The organism is Kitasatospora sp. MAP5-34 (genome assembly GCF_029894335.1).
Classification (GTDB): domain Bacteria; phylum Actinomycetota; class Actinomycetes; order Streptomycetales; family Streptomycetaceae; genus Kitasatospora.
The window spans coordinates 1-16,282 of record NZ_JARXZC010000025.1 but is presented as its reverse complement, the minus strand read 5'-3'; the positions used below and the strand labels follow the sequence as shown (position 1 = coordinate 16,282).

Annotated in this window: 14 protein-coding genes and 1 pseudogene; 6 read left to right on the top strand and 9 right to left on the bottom strand. The window is 71.7% G+C overall.

Annotated features, from left to right (window positions below):
- The first annotated feature begins 47 nt into the window (after positions 1-47).
- Positions 48-1,073, top strand: a complete 1,026-nt coding sequence (locus tag P3T29_RS20435) for an NAD-dependent epimerase/dehydratase family protein (RefSeq protein ID WP_280717979.1) — start codon at positions 48-50, stop codon at positions 1,071-1,073.
- Positions 1,074-1,077: 4 nt separating this feature from the next.
- A complete protein-coding gene (locus P3T29_RS20430; RefSeq protein ID WP_280717977.1) occupies positions 1,078-2,343 on the top strand; it encodes a M24 family metallopeptidase in 1,266 nt (421 codons plus the stop codon).
- 99 nt (positions 2,344-2,442) lie between these two features.
- On the opposite strand, the gene P3T29_RS20425 is transcribed toward P3T29_RS20430, so the two are convergent.
- The 7 genes from P3T29_RS20425 to P3T29_RS20395 all read right to left on the bottom strand — a co-directional run bounded on the left by P3T29_RS20425 (position 2,443) and on the right by P3T29_RS20395 (position 8,528).
- Positions 2,443-3,315 (bottom strand): SMP-30/gluconolactonase/LRE family protein, encoded by an 873-nt coding sequence (locus P3T29_RS20425; protein ID WP_280717976.1) that lies wholly within the window; start codon positions 3,313-3,315, stop codon positions 2,443-2,445.
- A gap of 16 nt (positions 3,316-3,331) precedes the next feature.
- On the bottom strand, positions 3,332-4,297 hold the full coding sequence (locus tag P3T29_RS20420) for a sugar kinase (RefSeq protein ID WP_280717975.1): 966 nt from the start codon (positions 4,295-4,297) through the stop codon (positions 3,332-3,334).
- Positions 4,294-4,920, bottom strand: coding sequence for a bifunctional 4-hydroxy-2-oxoglutarate aldolase/2-dehydro-3-deoxy-phosphogluconate aldolase (locus tag P3T29_RS20415; RefSeq protein ID WP_280717974.1), 627 nt, complete (start codon positions 4,918-4,920; stop codon positions 4,294-4,296). Before P3T29_RS20415 ends, P3T29_RS20420 begins: the two co-directional genes overlap by 4 nt.
- A 24-nt stretch (positions 4,921-4,944) precedes the next feature.
- Positions 4,945-5,601 carry a hypothetical protein gene (locus tag P3T29_RS20410; RefSeq protein WP_280717973.1) on the bottom strand — a complete coding sequence of 219 codons (657 nt, stop codon included), beginning with the start codon at positions 5,599-5,601 and terminating at the stop codon, positions 4,945-4,947.
- A gap of 225 nt (positions 5,602-5,826) precedes the next feature.
- Positions 5,827-6,972: a galactonate dehydratase gene (dgoD, locus tag P3T29_RS20405; protein WP_280717972.1), complete on the bottom strand. Its 1,146-nt coding sequence runs from the start codon at positions 6,970-6,972 to the stop codon at positions 5,827-5,829.
- Positions 6,969-7,685 carry a FadR/GntR family transcriptional regulator gene (locus P3T29_RS20400; protein WP_280717971.1) on the bottom strand — a complete coding sequence of 239 codons (717 nt, stop codon included), beginning with the start codon at positions 7,683-7,685 and terminating at the stop codon, positions 6,969-6,971. Before P3T29_RS20400 ends, dgoD begins: the two co-directional genes overlap by 4 nt.
- A 75-nt stretch (positions 7,686-7,760) precedes the next feature.
- The gene (locus P3T29_RS20395) at positions 7,761-8,528 is read right to left on the bottom strand and encodes an SDR family oxidoreductase (protein WP_280717970.1); all 768 of its coding nucleotides are present in this window, start codon (positions 8,526-8,528) and stop codon (positions 7,761-7,763) included.
- Between the two features lie 178 nt (positions 8,529-8,706).
- Here P3T29_RS20395 and P3T29_RS20390 point away from each other — a divergent pair, with 178 nt between their 5' ends.
- The 4 genes from P3T29_RS20390 (at position 8,707) to P3T29_RS20375 (ending at position 13,666) form a co-directional block, all read left to right on the top strand.
- Entirely contained in the window at positions 8,707-9,753 is a 1,047-nt protein-coding gene (locus tag P3T29_RS20390) for a substrate-binding domain-containing protein (RefSeq protein WP_280717969.1), read from the top strand.
- Positions 9,754-9,975: 222 nt separating this feature from the next.
- Positions 9,976-10,191 (top strand): hypothetical protein, encoded by a 216-nt coding sequence (locus tag P3T29_RS32715; protein ID WP_348532847.1) that lies wholly within the window; start codon positions 9,976-9,978, stop codon positions 10,189-10,191.
- On the top strand, positions 10,188-11,228 hold the full coding sequence (locus P3T29_RS20380; RefSeq protein WP_280717968.1) for an ABC transporter permease: 1,041 nt from the start codon (positions 10,188-10,190) through the stop codon (positions 11,226-11,228). Before P3T29_RS32715 ends, P3T29_RS20380 begins: the two co-directional genes overlap by 4 nt.
- A gap of 119 nt (positions 11,229-11,347) precedes the next feature.
- Complete coding sequence (locus tag P3T29_RS20375) at positions 11,348-13,666, top strand: hypothetical protein (protein ID WP_280717967.1); 2,319 nt, start codon at positions 11,348-11,350, stop codon at positions 13,664-13,666.
- 344 nt (positions 13,667-14,010) lie between these two features.
- Here the strand turns inward: P3T29_RS20375 and P3T29_RS20370 are convergent.
- Both P3T29_RS20370 and P3T29_RS20365 read right to left on the bottom strand, forming a co-directional pair.
- Positions 14,011-14,469, bottom strand: a pseudogene (locus P3T29_RS20370) (uracil-DNA glycosylase); the annotation flags it as partial.
- A gap of 140 nt (positions 14,470-14,609) precedes the next feature.
- Positions 14,610-16,282 (bottom strand): WD40 repeat domain-containing protein (locus P3T29_RS20365; protein WP_280717966.1); only part of this gene is annotated, 1,673 nt, incomplete at its 5' end.

The following is a 16,282-nucleotide window of genomic DNA, read 5'->3' as shown; positions in this document are numbered from 1 at the left end:
ATACGCTCCCAATATCAATGAGAAACTCAATGATATTGGAGGAGCAGATGACCGCCAGCAACGACGGCGAGACGGTACTCGTCACGGGCGGAACCGGCTACCTGGCCGGCTGGGTGATCGCCGACCTGCTCCAGCGCGGCTACCAAGTGCGCACCACCGTGCGCAGCCTCGACAAAGCGCAGCAGGTGCGCGACGCCGTCAGCGAGCAGACAGGCGGGCAGGCGGCCGCGACCATCGAGTTCGCGGCTGCTGATCTCCTCAGCGACGACGGCTGGGACGAGGCGACCGCGGGTGCCGACTACGTGCTGCACACCGCCTCGCCGATGCCCTTCGGCTCGGGCGTGGACCTCATCACCACCGCCCGCGAAGGCACCTGCCGCGTCCTGGGCGCCGCCGCCCGCGCGGGGGTAAGGCGTGCCGTGCTCACCTCGTCCGGCGTCACGGCCGACACCGGCGACCCGGACACGCCCGCGACCGAGACGACCTGGACCGCGCCGTCCGGCACCCCGCTTCGCGCGTACCCCGATTCCAAGATCCTCGCCGAGCGCGACGCGTGGGACCTCGCCGCCGCGACCGGGCTCGAACTGACGGCCGTCCTCCCGACGTTCATGCAGGGCCCCATGCTGGGCGCACCGAACAGGCCAGGAACCGTCGAGATCATCCGCCGCCTGCTCGCCCGCGAGATCCCCGCCGTGCCGAACATCGGCTGGAACATCGTCGACGTGCGCGACATCGCCGAACTCCACATCCTCGCCATGACCAGCCCCGCCGCCGCAGGCCAGCGCTACCTCGGTTCGGGCAGCTTCCTGTGGTACCGGCAGATCGCCCGCATCCTGCGCGAGAAACTCCCGGACGAAGCCGCAAAGGTGCCCGTGCGCACCATGCCCGACCTCGTCGTCAAGCTGCTCGCGCGGCGCAACCCGCAGCTGGCGATGGTGCGTTCCGAGCTCGGCCGCACGCGGCTCGTCGACAGCGGCAAGGCACGCACCCAGCTCGGCTGGCATCCCCGCCCCACCGAACAGACGATCGTCGACACCGCCACCGCGCTCATCGGCCAATCACGAGAGGGCTAGCAGCATGAAGCTCCCACCGCTGCAACGTACTTCAGTTCCCGTCTACTCACTGGCCGAGCGGGACAGGCGCTGGAACCTGGCTCGCAGCTTCATGGAAGCAGAGGGCCTCGACGGACTGGTCGTGTTCGGCGAGGGAGACGCAGGACCCGCGCCCTTCGCCTTCGACAGCTGGTTCACCAATGATCGACCGGGCGTCCTTCTCGTCTTCCCCCGCAACCGGACACCCACAGCGCTCGTGCCGATCCCGACGTTTCTCTTCGACCATCGAGAAGCAGTGCACAGAGGCGACGAACTGTGGCTCGCCGCGAACGACTTGCGTCTGGGCCGGCAGTCCCACCAGCTCGTCCAGGCATTGAAGGACCTGGGGCTCGGCAACGCATCCATCGGGGTCATGGGCCTCGACCCGTACCTTCCCGCGCATCCCGAAGGGCGAATCCCGTACCCGTTCTGGGACACCGTGTTGCACCGGCTGCCCGGCGCCGATTTCCGCGATGTCGGGCACGCGTTCGCCCGCCTCATGATGCCGCTGAGCGACGAAGAGATCGCGGTGGTGCGTCATGCCGCCCGCATCGGCGACGCGATGGCAGAGGCCATGGTGGCCACGGCCGCACCGGGCGTCTCCGAAGCCGACGTGTTCGCCGCAGCCATGGCCACCGCGTACCGGCACGGCACACTCGCGCCCCACCTGCACTTCTGCACGGGCCCGGCACCATCGGCATCCGGACAGCCCGCGTGGGGCTACCGGCCGCAACCACCGCGCATCCTGCGGGAAGGCGACCTCATCGCCACGGAGATCTTCAGCAACTTCGGCGGCCGTCAAACGCAGCACCAAGCCGCAATCGCCATCGGCGAGGTCCACCAGACCATCGAGCGCGCCGCCCGGATCGCGAACGAGTGCTACGCCGCCGGACTGGCGACGCTCCGCGCGGGCGCGACCTTCGGGGAGGTCTCCGAGGCCATGCTGGCGCCCGCCGAGGCAGTCGGCGCCTGGTTCCGCGGCCCTCAGATCCACGGACTGAACCCCTACGGCGCCTTCAGCCGCATCCCTGGCGGACTCATCCAGGCCGAAGGCGGCGACCTGTACCCGACAGCGGCCCCACGGCCTGCGACGTTGGCTGACATGACCCTCAAGCCCGGAATGTCCTTCGCCTTCGAGCCGAGCTGCGGAATCGGCGACCACATGGTCACCCTCGGCGGGACGGTCCTCGTCGGAGAAGACGAGCCGGTCGAACTCAACCCACTGACCGCGAAACTGCTGCGGGCCGCATAGGCCATCGCCTCGATCCCCAGCTGCGGCATCGGGAGATCCAGGCTCGCAGCTCTCCGCTCTGGTGATCGGAGCAATGCCTATGCACGGGATCGGCCGTGCCTACTGCTGCCGGTAGGTGCGGGCGGGCGGGGCCGAGGCGTCCACGGCAGCGCACAGCACGGATCCTGCCGGGCCGAGGGGCCGGCTGAGGCCGTAACGGGCTGTGGTGATCAGGAGACGGCCACCAGCTGGTGTGAGGCACACGGAGGTGGGCTGGGGGGTGGGCAGGCGCAGGGTTGCCAGGTGGGTGCCGTCAGGGTGGTAGCGGTGGATTGCGCCATGTCCCCAGATCGCCACCCAGAGGCAGCCGTCGGTGTCCACGGTCATGCCGTCGGGTGAGCCGCCGGCATTGACGCGGGTGAACTCCTCGCGGCCGGTGGGATTGCCGTCGGGGTCGAGGGTGCAGCGGTGGATGACGCCAACCGCGCTGTCGGCGACGTAGAGGAGGTCTCCCGTGCTGTTGAAGGCGGGGCCGTTGACGATCGTCATGCCGTCGAGGACGCGGTGCACGGAGCCGTCGTGGTCGGTGCGGTAGAGGGAGCCGGCGCCCGGGGTGGCGTCGTAGGCCATGCTGCCGGCCCAGAAGCGGCCGTGCGGGTCGCAGGCGCCGTCGTTCATCCTGGTGGGGACGGGGGAGCGGTCTTCGGGGCGGGCGAGCCAGTCCAGGCTGCCGTCCGGGGCGAGCAGGGCGATGCCGGTGCCGGCGGCGGCGATCCAGTGCCCGGGGCGGTCGCTGATCGGGGCGACAGCGCCGAGGGGGACGTCAAGGCGGGCGATTTCGAGCGGAGTTCGGGGGCCGGGGAGGTCGGTGACTTCGAGGAGGCGGCCGGCGAGGATGTCGACGTACACGAGTCGGCCGTCGATCCAGCGGGCGCCTTCGCCGAGTTCGTGGTCGCCGGCGGCCCATACCTCGACCTGGCTGGATTCAGTCATGGAAGCTCCCAGAGGGTCAGCGAAGGGTGGTGCCGGCGGGCTGGTCGAGGAGGGCGAGGTCGCGGCGGGTGGGCAGGCCCTCCCAGTCACCACGGGTGGTGACGGCGAAGGCGCCGGTGGTGACGGCCCGGTGCAGGCGGCCTGCGACGTCGAGTCCGTCGAGCAGGCCGGAGAGGTAGCCCGCGACGAAGGCGTCGCCGGCGCCGACCACATCGATCACCGGCACCTTGCGGGCGAGGGTGCTGACGGTGCCGTGGGCCGTGGTGGCGCTCGCACCCTCGCCGCCACGGGTGATCACCACCTCGCTGCGTCCCTGGGCGATCAGTGCGGCGACCGCGTCGGGCTCGGGCAGGTCCGGGTCCTCGGCGACCAGGTGCAGTTCGTCGGCGGAGGCGACCAGCACGTCGGCCGTCCGCGCCAGCGGCAGCAGGACCGTCCTCGCCTCGGCCGGCGACCACAGGCGGGCGCGGTAGTTGACGTCGAGGCAGACGGTGATGCCGAGTTCCCCGGCTCTGGCGGCTGCCGCGTGGACGGCCTCGGCTGCGCCGGCGCTCAGGGCGGGGGTGATCCCGGTCAGGTGGAGGATGCGGACGCCGTGGCCGAGGGCGGGCAGGACGTCTGCGGCCCGCAGGGCCGATCCGGCCGATCCCGCGCGGTAGTAGGAGACGCTGACCAGGTCGGCGATCCGGTCCTCGCGGGCCAGCAAGCCGGTGGGCCGGCCGTCGGCGTCGAGGCGGGCGTGGCCGACGTCGACCTGTTCCGCGCGCAGGGTGCGCAGGACGAGGGCGCCGAACTCGTCGTCGCCGACGCGGCCCACCCAGCCGGCCCGGTGCCCGAGCCTGGCCAGGCCGATCGCGACGTTGGCCTCGGCGCCGGCGACGGAGAGCTGCATCGGTGCTCCGAGCCTGACCGGGCCGGTGGCGCGCAGGGCGGCCATCGTCTCCCCGACGGTCACGACATCGAGCGGTGCCAGGCCGGTCATGCCGCGACCTCCTCGGTCAGGGCGGCGCGCCAGCGGGCGACGCGCTCGCGCAGTGCGTCCAGGTCTCCGCCGCCGGCGGCGTCGCCGACCAGTGGTGAGCCGACGCCGACGGCGACTGCGCCGACAGCGAGGTAGGCGCGGGCCAAGGCGGCGTCGATGCCGCCGACGGGCACGAACGGTACGGCGGGGAAGGGGTCGCGCAGGGCCTTCAGGTAGCCGGGGCCGCCCAGCGAGGCGGGGAAGAGCTTGACGGCGAGGGCTCCGCACTCACTCGCGGCGATCACCTCACTGGGTGTCAGCGCGCCTATCAGCATGGGCAGTTCGAAAGCGGCACGGTGGCGCAGGTCTTCGCCGAGGCCGGGAGTGACGAGGAAGCTTGCCCCGGCGTCGGCGGCGCGGGCGGCGTCCTCGCCGGTCAGGACGGTCCCGGCACCGAGGGTGGCCTGGGGGCCGAGTTCGCGGCGGGCCTGCTCGATCACCCAGAGGGCGTCGGGGGTGGTCAGCGACACCTCGGTGGCGGTGATGCCCTCCTCGGCGAGGGTGAGGACGGTGCGCAGCGCCGCGTGGCGGTCGGTGCCGCGCACGATGGCCAGTGTCCGGTAGGGCAGTTCGTTCAGGTTCACGGGGGCCTTGTCGGTCAGGTCGGTTCAGGTGGTGCGGGAGCTGGTCGCGGTGATCTCGAGCTGCCAGCGCAGCGTGCCGCCGGCCGGGACCGTCGCGGCCTCGCCGGGCCCGGCCTCGGCGAGGTCGAAGACGGACCCGAGCATCGGCTCGACCCCGATGCTGCGATAGGGGGCCGGGGCGGGGAAGCCGCGCAGGTTGCGCCACAGGGCGATGGAGACGGGGACGTCGGCGTCGGTGTGCAGGGAGAAGGTGAGTGTGTCGGTGCCGTCGGTGACCGTCACGCTCGCGCAGTCGGTGAGGACCGCACCGACGGCGGTGCCGTCGTCGGGGCCCAGGCGGTAGAGCGGCAGGCCATGGGGCGTGGGCCATGGTCCGGTGATGTGGTGGGCCCCGGCGGGCCAGGGCTCTTCCAGTAGCGCGGCTGCCTCGGGGAAGAGCCGGGCCGAGGTGGCGTCCGGCGCGATCAGCCGGGCATCAGGGGTGACGTCCAGGAGCGCGTGGGCTGCCCAGAGCAGGCGGTAGCCGGGGTCGGCGTGCAGCTCGTAGCTGGCGCGCAGCGCGGCGGGCCGGTGCTCGATGCGTCGGCGCAGCACGAAGTCGGGGCACTCCACGAGGTCCGTGTCGCCGTCGCGCCGCCACGGCCGGGACCAGGCGTCGCCGTGGTCGGGGGTGCCGCGCACGGTCGGGATGCACTCCTCCAGACCGCCGGCGTCGACGAACGGGTCGCCGGGGCGGACGGTGGCGCGGGTCGGGCCGGAGCCATAGCCATTCGCGCTCGCCGGCCCGCAGGGAGGTCCACCGGCCGCCGTGGGCCGGGTCGGTGCGGGCGGTCAGGGACAGGGCGGTCAGTGGCGCGGTGGTCAGTGGCAGGGTGGTCTGCGGCAGGGTGGTCTGCGGCAGGTCGGTCACCATTCCGCGAACGATCCGTCCTGGTGGTGCCAGACGGGGTTGCGCCAGCGGTGGCCGGTCTCGGCGGCTCGGCGCACGGCGTTCTCGTCGATCTCGATGCCCAGGCCGGGGCCGGTGGGCCGGGCGGCGTGGCCGTCGGTGAAGCGGAACGGCTCGGGGTCCAGCAGGTAGTCCAGCAGGTCGTTGCCCTGGTTGTAGTGGATGCCCAGGCTCTGCTCCTGGATGAGGAAGTTCGGTACGGAGAAGGCCAGTTGGAGGCTGGCTGCGAGGGCGATCGGGCCGAGCGGGCAGTGCGGGGCCATCACCACGTCGTGGATCTCGGCGAGGGCCGCGATGCGCCGGACCTCGGAGATGCCGCCGGCGTGCGAGACGTCGGGCTGGGCGACGGCGATGCCGGCGGCGAGCACGTCGCGGAAGTCGAAGCGGGAGTAGAGCCGTTCACCCACGGCCAGCGGCACGGAGGTCGAGTCCACGAGGTGGCGCAGGTCGCGGGAGTGTTCGGGGAGGACGGGCTCCTCGACGAACATCGGGTGCAAGGGCTCCAGCAGGGGCAGCAGGCGCCGGGACATGGCCGTGGACATCCGGCCGTGGAAGTCGACGGCCACATCGCGCTCGTCGCCGAGGACTTCGCGGACGGCGGCCACCCGGTCGATGACGGCCTGGGTCTGGGCGAGGGTGTCGATGGGGCGCATGTGCGCGGAGCCGTTCATCTTGACGGCGGTGAAGCCGGCATCGACCTGGGCCTGGGCGAGTTCGGCGACGTCGGCGGGGCTGTCGCCGCCGATCCAGGCGTACATCCGCACCCGGTCGCGGACGTGGCCGCCGAGCAGTTGGTGGACCGGGACGCCGTGGGCCTTGCCCGCGATGTCCCAGAGTGCCTGGTCGATTCCGGCGACCGCGCTGGAGAGGACCGGGCCACCCCGGTAGAAGCCGCCCTTGGTGAGGATCTGCCAGTGGTGCTCGATGCGCAGCGGGTCCTGGCCGACCAGGTAGTCGGCGAGTTCGCGGACGGCGGCCTGGACGGTTTCGGCGCGGCCCTCCAGGACGGGCTCACCCCAGCCGGTGATCCCCTCGTCGGTGGCGACTCGCAGGAACAGCCAGCGTGGCGCGACGAGGAACGTCTCCAGCGATGTGATCTTCATCCGGTCTCTCCGGGGTTGCTGTCGTCGATGAGGCCGTGAAGGTCGGCGGCGGCCTGGGCGAGCAGGTCCTGGACGGCGCGGGCGGCGACCTCCGGCTCCCGGGCGCGCACGGCGTCCAGGACGGCCCGGTGGGCGGGGACGGCGTCGGCGCTGTGGTCGGCGCCGTGCACGATGTGGTCGCGCACCCGCAGGCCGGCCTCGATCACGACCTCCATGCGGGTGAGGAGTTCGTTGTGGGCGGCGGCCAGCAGCGCGCGGTGGAACGCGAGGTCGGCCTCGACCGCGGCGTGGGCGTCGCTGCCTGCGGCCGCCATCTTGTCGAGTGCGTCCTGCAGAGCGGCGAGGTCGCTCTCGTCGCGGCGCTCGGCGGCCAAACGGGCCCCGGCCGGCTCCACGATGCCACGGACCTCGCCGAGGTTGTCGAGGAAGACCTCGTCGGGGATGCCCCGGCCCTGCCAGCGCAGCAGGTCGCCGTCCAGCAGGTTCCAGTCGGAGCGCGGCCGGACGAAGGTGCCGCGCTTCTGGCGGGAGTCGATCAGTCCCTTGGAGGCGAGGACCCGCAGTGCCTCGCGTACGACGGTCTTGCTGACGCCGAGTTCCCGCTCGACCTGGTCGGGGTAGAGCGAGGCGCCCGGGGCGTACGTGCCGCGAATGATCCGCTCGCCGATGACCTCGACGGCCTGCCCGTGCAGGCCTCGTGCCGGCTGGTTCATGACGGGTCCTCCTCTGTTGCCGCGCGCGGGCCGGCGGCCCGCGCGTCGATCTTGCGCATGTTCACGAGGCAGCTTTCACGAGGAAGCTTTGACGACGGACCAGCCGCCGTCCACCACCAGGTTCACGCCGGTGACGTAGGAGGCGTCCGAGGAGGCGAGGAATGCCACGGCTGCCGCGACCTCCTCAGGCCGGCCGAAGCGCTTGGCAACGGTCTCGGCAACGCTGTCGGCCCGCCCGGTCTCGTCCACCCGGTCCCAGGCCGCCGTCATGATCGGCCCGGGCACGACGGTGTTGACGCGGACCTGTGGGCCGTACTCGACAGCGAGTTGACGGCCCATCGCGCACAGGGCGCCCTTGGCGGCGGCGTACGCGGGGTGGCCCGGCAGGCCGATCAGCGCGTGCACCGAGGAGGTGAGCACCACCGAGCCCTCGCTGTCGCGCAGGGTCCCGGCGAAGGCGCGGATGGCCAGCCAGGAGGCCTTGAGCGTGACGGCCAGCTGGGTGTCCCACTCGCCCTCGGTCAGCTCGTGGGCGGGTTTGACGATGACGGCGTAGGCGTTGCTGTGCAGCACGTCCAGGCGCCCGTAGCGGCTGCGCACGTGCGCGGCCAGCTCGTCCCACATCGCGGCGGAGGTGACGTCGCCGTGCCGGTACTCGGCCCGGCCGCCCTCGCTGGTGATCGCCTCGACCACCGCCCGACCGGCCGTGTCGGCGATGTCGACGGCCACGACAGAGGCGCCCTCGGCGGCGAGGCGCCGCGCGGTGGCGGCGCCGATGCCGCTGGCGGCACCGGTGATCAGGGCGACACGGCCCTGGAATCTTCGACAGGTCTGCTCAGTCACAGCCTCACCGTAGCGCTTGTGATTAATTATGCAAATATCTTGACAGCCATGGTTACCCGGTCCCAGGATTCGTGCCCAGGACGACAGGCGAGACGCCGAGCGCGGCGGTGGCCGTCACAGTTCCGGACCACCCACCTCTTCTTCACTCCCGAAGAACCCCACCCTTCCTGGAGCTCGAATGATCACTGCACGCACCCGTGGTGCTGCCGCTGTCCTCGGCGCAGCCGTCGCTCTCGTCCTGACGGCATGTTCGACCGGTCAGACGTCGAGTGCCGCCGGCGCGGCGTCGGTCGCTCCGGTCAGCGGGAAGATCTCGCTGACGTACCTGCAGAAGCAGGGCGACCAGCAGTACTTCATCGACGAGGCCAACGGTGCGAAGGCGAAGGCCGCGGCGCTGGGCATCGACCTGAAGGTGGTCAACCTGGGCAACGACGCGAACAAGACCGTGAGCGAGGTGCAGTCCGCGATCGCGCAGAAGTCCAACGGCCTGATCGTCGTCGTTCCCGATCCGGCGGTGGGTCCGCAGGTCGTGCAGACCGCGAAGGACGCCAAGGTCGCGCTGCTCACCTCCGACGACCAGGTCTGCGCCAACAGCCCGACCCCGGCCGGCTGCGACAAGGCCGACCTCGTCCCGCGTATCGGCTTCTCCGGGCAGCAGATGGGCACCGAGGTCGGCAAGCGTGCCGCCGAGGAGTTCAAGAAGGCCGGCTGGAACGCGGCCGACACCCGTACCATCTCCGCCTGGCAGCAGGACGTCACGGTCTGCGGCGACCGCGTGAAGGCCGCCAAGGACGCCTTCGGCAGCGGCGCCGGCGCGAGCGTGCAGAACATCGATGTAGCCACCGACAACACCCCGACCGGCGCCCAGGACAAGGTCGCCGCGACCCTGACCGCGAACCCGGGCGTCAAGCACTGGATCGTCTGGGGCTGCAACGACGAGAACGTGCAGGGCGGCGTGACGGCCCTGCAGAACGCCGACATCAGCCCCGCCAACATCATCGGTGTCGGCCTGGGCGCCTATCTCGCCTGCAAGGACTGGGGCTCCGGCGCCCCCTCCGGTATGAAGGCCTCCCTGTTCATCAACGGCAGCGACATCGGCGCGCTCGCCGTCCAGACGATGTACGACAAGCTCAAGAACGGCAAGGACATGCCCGCCGAGGCGTTCGCCCCCACCACCATGGTCGACGCCACCACCTGGCAGTCCGCCGGCCTGAAGTGCGCCTGAGCCAGATGAACATCCCCGGCACAGCAGCGTCCGGGGCCGGGCTGGCGGCCGAAGCGATCACCAAGCGATTCGGCCCCGTCCAGGCTCGCCCTCGCCCGCTGGCTCGCCCGTAAGCCCGCCCTGCTGATCCTCGACGAGCCCACCCGAGGCGTCGACATTGGCGCCAAGGCCGAGATCTACCAGATCATCGCCGACCTCGCCCGGCAGGGCACCGCCATCCTGGTGATCTCCTCCGAACTCCCCGAGGTCCTCGGCCTCGCCGACCGCGTCCTCGTCATGCAGAACGGCCGCATCACCGGCCACCTCGACCACACCCAGGCCACCGAGGAAGCCATCCTCGCCCTCGCCATGGCCGACGACCTCACTCCCTCCCTTCCGCACGAGACCACCACGGCACCTCGCACCGGAACCGACCCGGCCCCCGGAGGCACCCGATGACGACCGCCCGCTCCGTCGACCGAGAGCCCGACGAAACCGGCGACCGGCCGACGCCCGCAACCGCCGCCCGCACCTGGCCGGCCCGGGTGGGCAGCCAGAACCTGGGCCTGATCGGCGCCATGGCCCTCGTGCTCGCCCTGTTCGGGTCGCTCAACCCCAACTACCTCAGCTGGGACAACATCCAGGTCATCGCCGAGGCCGTCACCATCTCCGGCCTCCTCGCGGTCGTCCAGACCGTAGTGATCATCTGCGGGGCGCTCGACATCTCCGTCGGCTCCCAGGCGGGCCTCGCCTCCGTCACCAGCGCCATGGTCTTCACCTCGACCGGCTCGAACTCCCTCCTCGGGATCGGCGCCGCCATCGCCATCGGTGCCCTGGTCGGCGTACTCAACGGCGCCGTCATCATCTACGGCCGGGTCAACGCGACCATCGCCACTCTGGCGGGCCTGGCGGCCTACAAGGGCATCGCACAGCTGATCTCCAACGGCTCTGCACAGGGCTATGTACTGAACGACGGCCTGTTCGTCTTCCTGAGCCGTGGCAAGATCGCCGGCCTGCCCGTCATGGTCTGGCTCCTGCTCCTCGTCGCAGCCGCCGTCCACGTCCTGCTGAAGTACACCGACGTCGGCCGCAACATCTTCGCCATCGGCGGCAACGACACCGCCGCCCGACTGGCCGGCATCAACCTCAACAAGTACCTCATCGCCGCCTACGCGCTCAGTGGCATGGTCGCGGGCATCGCCGGCGTCCTGCTCACCGCCCGCACCGGCTCCGGCCAGCCCGTCTCCGGCAGCGAAGGCCTCGAACTCCAGGCCATCACCGCCGCCGCCCTCGGCGGCTGCGCCCTCAAGGGCGGCAAGGGCGGCGTCGGCGGCACCCTCCTGGCGGTCGCCCTGCTCGGCGCCCTCCAGAACGGCCTCACCGTCCAGGGCATCAACGCCTTCTGGCAGAACGTCGCCCAAGGGGCCCTGCTGGTCGCCGCCGTCGTCATCCAGCAGCGACGCACCGGCGAACGCGCCGTCGGGCTGCCTGCGTAACCAGCTCCTGCCAGTCTCGCCGATCGCCGGCCCGATCCGGGCCGGGCCGTAACCCCACCCCCAGGGAGCGTGACCGCATGTCCCCTCACCCGCGCACCGCACGCACGGCAAGGGCTGCCTTGAGCCTGGCCGTAGTCGCGGTCTCACTGACGGCGCTGAGCACCGTCTCCGCCCCACCTGCCACGGCGATGGTCCCGCCCGGCGTCTTCGGCACCGCGACGGCGCCGATGGGCTGGAACTCGTGGTACTTCTTCAACAACAACTACGACTCGCAGAACATCGCCGACGAGGCCGCCAGTCTCGCCACGCCGAACGCCGATCTTCCGCTCAACGGCTCGGGCGGCCACGAGAGCATGGCCGACCTCGGCTACAAGAACGTCGGCATGGACGGCGGCTGGTGGACCAACGGGTCCGCCGGCCGCGACGCCAACGGGAACATCGTCCCCAACTCGACGTTCCTGTCGGGCTACCGGACCAAGTCGCTCACCCTGTCCAACGGCACCACCGTGCCGTCCGTGACCCTGAACTCCATGAGCGACCTCACCGGCTACATCCACTCGCTCGGGCTGAACGCCGGCATCTACACCGACACCGGGACCACCGGCTGCGGCGGCCAGAACGGCAGCGGCGGCCACGAGGCCGCCGACGTCACGACCTTCGCCACCTGGGGCTTCGACTGGGCCAAGGTCGACCACTGCGGCGGCGTGCCGTCGGCCTACGGCTCGACCATGGCCGACTACGAGGCCTGGGGCAGCCTGATGGCCGGCGCCAGGACCACGGGCGGGTTGTCGCACCCGATGGCCCTGGAGATCTGCGAATGGGGGCAGGGCGCCCCGGACAACCCGTCGGTCTGGGGTGGCGCGGCCGGGCGCACCTGGCGCACCGGACGCGACATCAGCTTCGCGAACGGCTACGGGACCCCGTCCAACGGCGGCTCCTCCTGGATCAACTTCGGCAACGTGCAGAACAACTTCTCGTTGAACGACCACCCCAGCAACGAAGCCGCCGGACAGTACAACGACCCGGACTACCTGCTGATCGGCCCCGGCTTCGGCGACAACCCGACCACCGGTCAGCAGCAGTCCAACGGCGGCACGCTCTACGGGCTCACCCCCGACGAGCAGCAGTCCTACTTCGGCATGTGGGCCGTTCAAGGCGCGCCGCTCGTGCTGTCGACCGATGTCGCGAACCTCACCCCGGCCATCGCCGGCATCATCGGCAACCCGGCCGTCATCGGCGTCGACCAGGACAGCGCCGACCACCAGGGGCAGAAGGTCCTCACCAACGGCGCCGTCCAGGTGTGGTCCAAGCAGCTCGCGGCGTCCGGGAGTCGAGCCGTCCTGCTGCTGAACACCGGCACCTCGGCCACGACGTACTCGTTCACGACGCAGGGCCTGGATCTGCTGGGCAGCCCGTCGGTGCAGAACCTGTACTCCGGCGTCGGCCTCGGCACCTTGAGCCAGACCGGCTCCCTGTCCTTCACCCTGGCCGCCCACCAGTCGGTGATGCTGAAGCTGACCGGCGGCACTGAGCAGCAGCCGGAGACGGTGTTCGCCGCCGACGCCTCGGGCCTGAACCAGGAGAACTGGAACGGCAGTTCGTGGTCGGCGTGGCAGTCCCTGTCGCTGGGCGTCGCCGGCTCCACCGGCCCCGGCTCGATGCAGGGCGACCCGGCGGTGGTGTCCTTGCCGTCCGGCACCGACGTCTTCGTCCGGGGCGGCGACAACGCCCTGTGGGAGGACAGCTACACCAACGGCGCCTGGGGCGCCTGGGTCAGCCTCGGTGGAACCCTGTCGGCGAGCCCGGCTGCGGCGAGCCTGGGGCAGGACCGCATCGACGTGTTCGTCCGTGGCACCGACGGCGCCCTGTGGCAGAAGACCTACCAGCAGGTCCCCGCCTCCGGTTCGGCCAACAGCCCGGACGTCGCGTGGACGCCCAACTGGACCGATCTGGGCGGCCCGAACACCACCACCGGCCCCGGCACGTTCACCGGAACCCCAGCCGCCGTGGCGTCACTGAACCGCGTCGACGTCTTCGTCCGGGGCAATGACGACGCCCTGTGGCAGAAGAGCTACATCAGCGGTGCGTGGACCGACTGGACGAGCCTCGGCGGCACGCTGACGTCGTCCCCCACTGCGGCCAGCGCCGGCCCCGGCCAGATCGACGTGTTCGCCGCACGGACCGGCGGCACGGTCGGCGAACTCAACTGGACGGCCGGCGGCGGCTGGACCAGCGGCTGGACCAGCCTCGGCAGCCAGGTCATCACCGGCGCTCCGAGTGCGGCCGAGGTCGCGGGCCGCGCCAACGTCTACGCCCGTGGTACCGACAACAGCCTGTGGCAGTGGTACCGCGTCGGTGCCGGACCGTCCGGCACCTGGCAGAAGCTGGACAGCACGCAGGCGCTGACGAGCAGCCCCGCAGCCTCCGGGCACGTCTGACATCCCGTCGCCCGTCCGCCGCGTCCGGCACCGGTGCCCTCCGGTGCCGGACGCTCGGCCACCAGCGCGCAGTCCCCTGCCGCGAAGGCAGTGCGGAGGTCAGGATCAGTCCACTGCGGGGCCAGGACACCCGGATCGTCGCAGCGTTCTCGCCACGCCAGACCTCCGCCTTCGCCGTCGGCCTGCTCTCCACCGATCGCCTCCGGCGACTGGCGGAACGGCTCGCCGCCCTCGGCGGCGCTGAACCAGGGCCGCGTACGGTGACAACCAAGTGCCATATGACGGAGGGCAGATGCACCTGCACAGTGGCATGGGCAGACACAGACGAGATGCGATCCGCCCGCTTACGGCAGGCGCCAGTCCACCGGCTGCGCACCCTGGCCGACCAGCAGGTCGTTGGCACGGCTGAACGGGCGGGAGCCGAAGAAGCCACGGTCCGCCGACATCGGGCTGGGGTGCGCCGACTCGATCGCCGGGACCTGGCCGAGCAGCGGGCGCAGGTTGCGGGCGTCCCGGCCCCAGAGGATCGCCACCAGCGGGCCACCGCGCGCCGCCAGCGCCTTGATCGCCTGCTCGGTGACCTCCTCCCAGCCCTTGCCACGGTGCGCCGCCGGCTTGCCGGGTGCCGTGGTCAGCGCCCGGTTGAGCAGCAGCACCCCCTGCTGGGCCCACGGCGTGAGGTCACCGTTGCCGGGCGGCGGAAACCCCAGGTCCTGGCCGTACTCCCGGTAGATGTTGATCAGACTGCCGGGGATCGGCCGCACCTGCGGCGCGACGGAGAAGCTCAGCCCGACCGCGTGCCCGGAACCCGGATCCGATAACCGCACCTGGCCGCGCAGGTGCCGCTGGACCGGGCCCGCGACGACGGCCCGCCGCTACCCCGGCCGACGTCAGCGGTACCCGCACGAGGCGGGTACCGCCGGCAGGGACGGGCGGGGCCCGGTCAACGGGGGCTCAGGACCGCGACTTCCCAGCCGAAGGCCACCACCAGCCGCCCGTCCGGCGCCACGACCGCCGCGTACACGCTCTCGGGGAACACCAGCTCCGCGCCGACCTGTTGACGGGTGGTCAGGTCCCACACCCGCACCGTCATGTCGTCGCTGCCGGTGACGGCGACCGGGCGGCCGTCCACCACCGCCGTCGCCACCGCGCGCGCCCCGTTGTTGGTGAGGGGTTCGCCGATGGGCTGTCCGGTGGTCAGGTCCCACACCCGCACCGTCCTGTCGCTGCTGCCGGTGACGGCGACCGGGCGGCCGTCCACCACCGCCGTCGCCACCACACCGTCGGCGGTGAGGGGTTCGCCGACGGGCTCCCCGGTGGCCAGGTCCCACACCTGCACCGGGTCGTCGTCACCGTAGCTGCTGGTGACGGCGACCGGTCGGCCGTCCACCACTGCCGTCGCCGCCGCCAGCACCGGGTCGGTGTGATCGATGAAGGGTTCGCCGATGCGCTCGCCGGTGGTCAGGTCCGACACCCACACCGCGCATTCGCTGTAGTCGCTGTGGTCAGCGATGACGACCGGGCGGCCGTCCAGCACCGCCGTCGCCACCGCGCGCGCCCAGTGGGCCTTGTGGGGTTCACCGACGGGCTGCCCGGTGGCCAGGTCCCACACCCGCACCGTCCCATACCCGTCGCCGTCATCCTCCGATCCGGCGGCGACGGCGACCGGTCGGCCCTCCAGCACCGCTGTCGCCACCGCCCACACCGGGTCGGTGTGGCCGGTGAGGGGTTTGCCGACGGGCTCTCCGGTGGCCAGGTCCCATACCCGCACCGTCTTGTCGTAGCTGCTGGTGACGGCGACCGGGCGGCCGTCCACCAGGGCCGTCGCCACCGCACACACCGGGCCAGTGTGGCCGGTGTGTGGTTCGCCGGTGGGCTGTCCGGCGGCCAGGTCCCACACCCGCAGCGTCAGGCCTCCGCTGCCGGTGACGGCGACCGGGCGGCCGTCCACCACCGCCGTCGCCACCACGTTCACATCGTTGGTGTAGCCGAGGGGTTCGCCGACGGGCTCTCCGGTGGTCAGGTCCCACATCCGCGCCGTCTTGTCATTGCTGCCGGTGACGGCGACCGGGCGGCCGTCCACCACCGCCGTCGCCACCGCCCACACCCCACCGGTATGGGCGGTGAGGGGTTCGCCGACGGGCTCTCCGGTGGTCAGGTCCCACACCCGCACCGTGTCATCAAAACTGCCGGTGACGGCGACCGGGCGGCCGTCCATCACCGCCACCGCCACCGAACCCACCCGGCCGGCGTGGCCGGTGAGGGGTTCACCCACCTGCTCGCCGGTGGTCAGGTCCCACACCCGCACCGTCCTGTCGTCGCTACCGGTGACGGCGACCGGGCGGCCATCCACCACCGCCACCGCCACCGCGCACACCCGGCCGGTGTGGCCGGTGAGGGATTCACCCACCTGCTCGCCAGTGGTCAGGTCCCACACCCGCACCGTCCTGTCGTCGCTACCGGTGACGGCGACCGGGCGGCCATCCACCACCGCCACCGCCACCGCGCACACCCGGCCGGTGTGGCCGGTGAGGGATTCACCCACCTGCTCGCCAGTGGTCAGGTCCCACACCCGCACCGTCCTGTCGTCGCTACCGGTGACGGCGACCGGGCGGC

Bases quoted from the DNA above. Each gene is read 5' to 3' on its own strand.
- P3T29_RS20435 (WP_280717979.1), top strand. From the start codon at position 48: ATGACCGCCAGCAACGACGGCGAGACGGTACTCGTCACGGGCGGAACC.
- P3T29_RS20430 (WP_280717977.1), top strand. From the start codon at position 1,078: ATGAAGCTCCCACCGCTGCAACGTACTTCAGTTCCCGTCTACTCACTG.
- P3T29_RS20425 (WP_280717976.1), bottom strand. From the start codon at position 3,315: ATGACTGAATCCAGCCAGGTCGAGGTATGGGCCGCCGGCGACCACGAA.
- P3T29_RS20420 (WP_280717975.1), bottom strand. From the start codon at position 4,297: ATGACCGGCCTGGCACCGCTCGATGTCGTGACCGTCGGGGAGACGATG.
- dgoD (WP_280717972.1), bottom strand. From the start codon at position 6,972: ATGAAGATCACATCGCTGGAGACGTTCCTCGTCGCGCCACGCTGGCTG.
- P3T29_RS20400 (WP_280717971.1), bottom strand. From the start codon at position 7,685: ATGAACCAGCCGGCACGAGGCCTGCACGGGCAGGCCGTCGAGGTCATC.
- P3T29_RS20390 (WP_280717969.1), top strand. From the start codon at position 8,707: ATGATCACTGCACGCACCCGTGGTGCTGCCGCTGTCCTCGGCGCAGCC.
- P3T29_RS20380 (WP_280717968.1), top strand. From the start codon at position 10,188: ATGACGACCGCCCGCTCCGTCGACCGAGAGCCCGACGAAACCGGCGAC.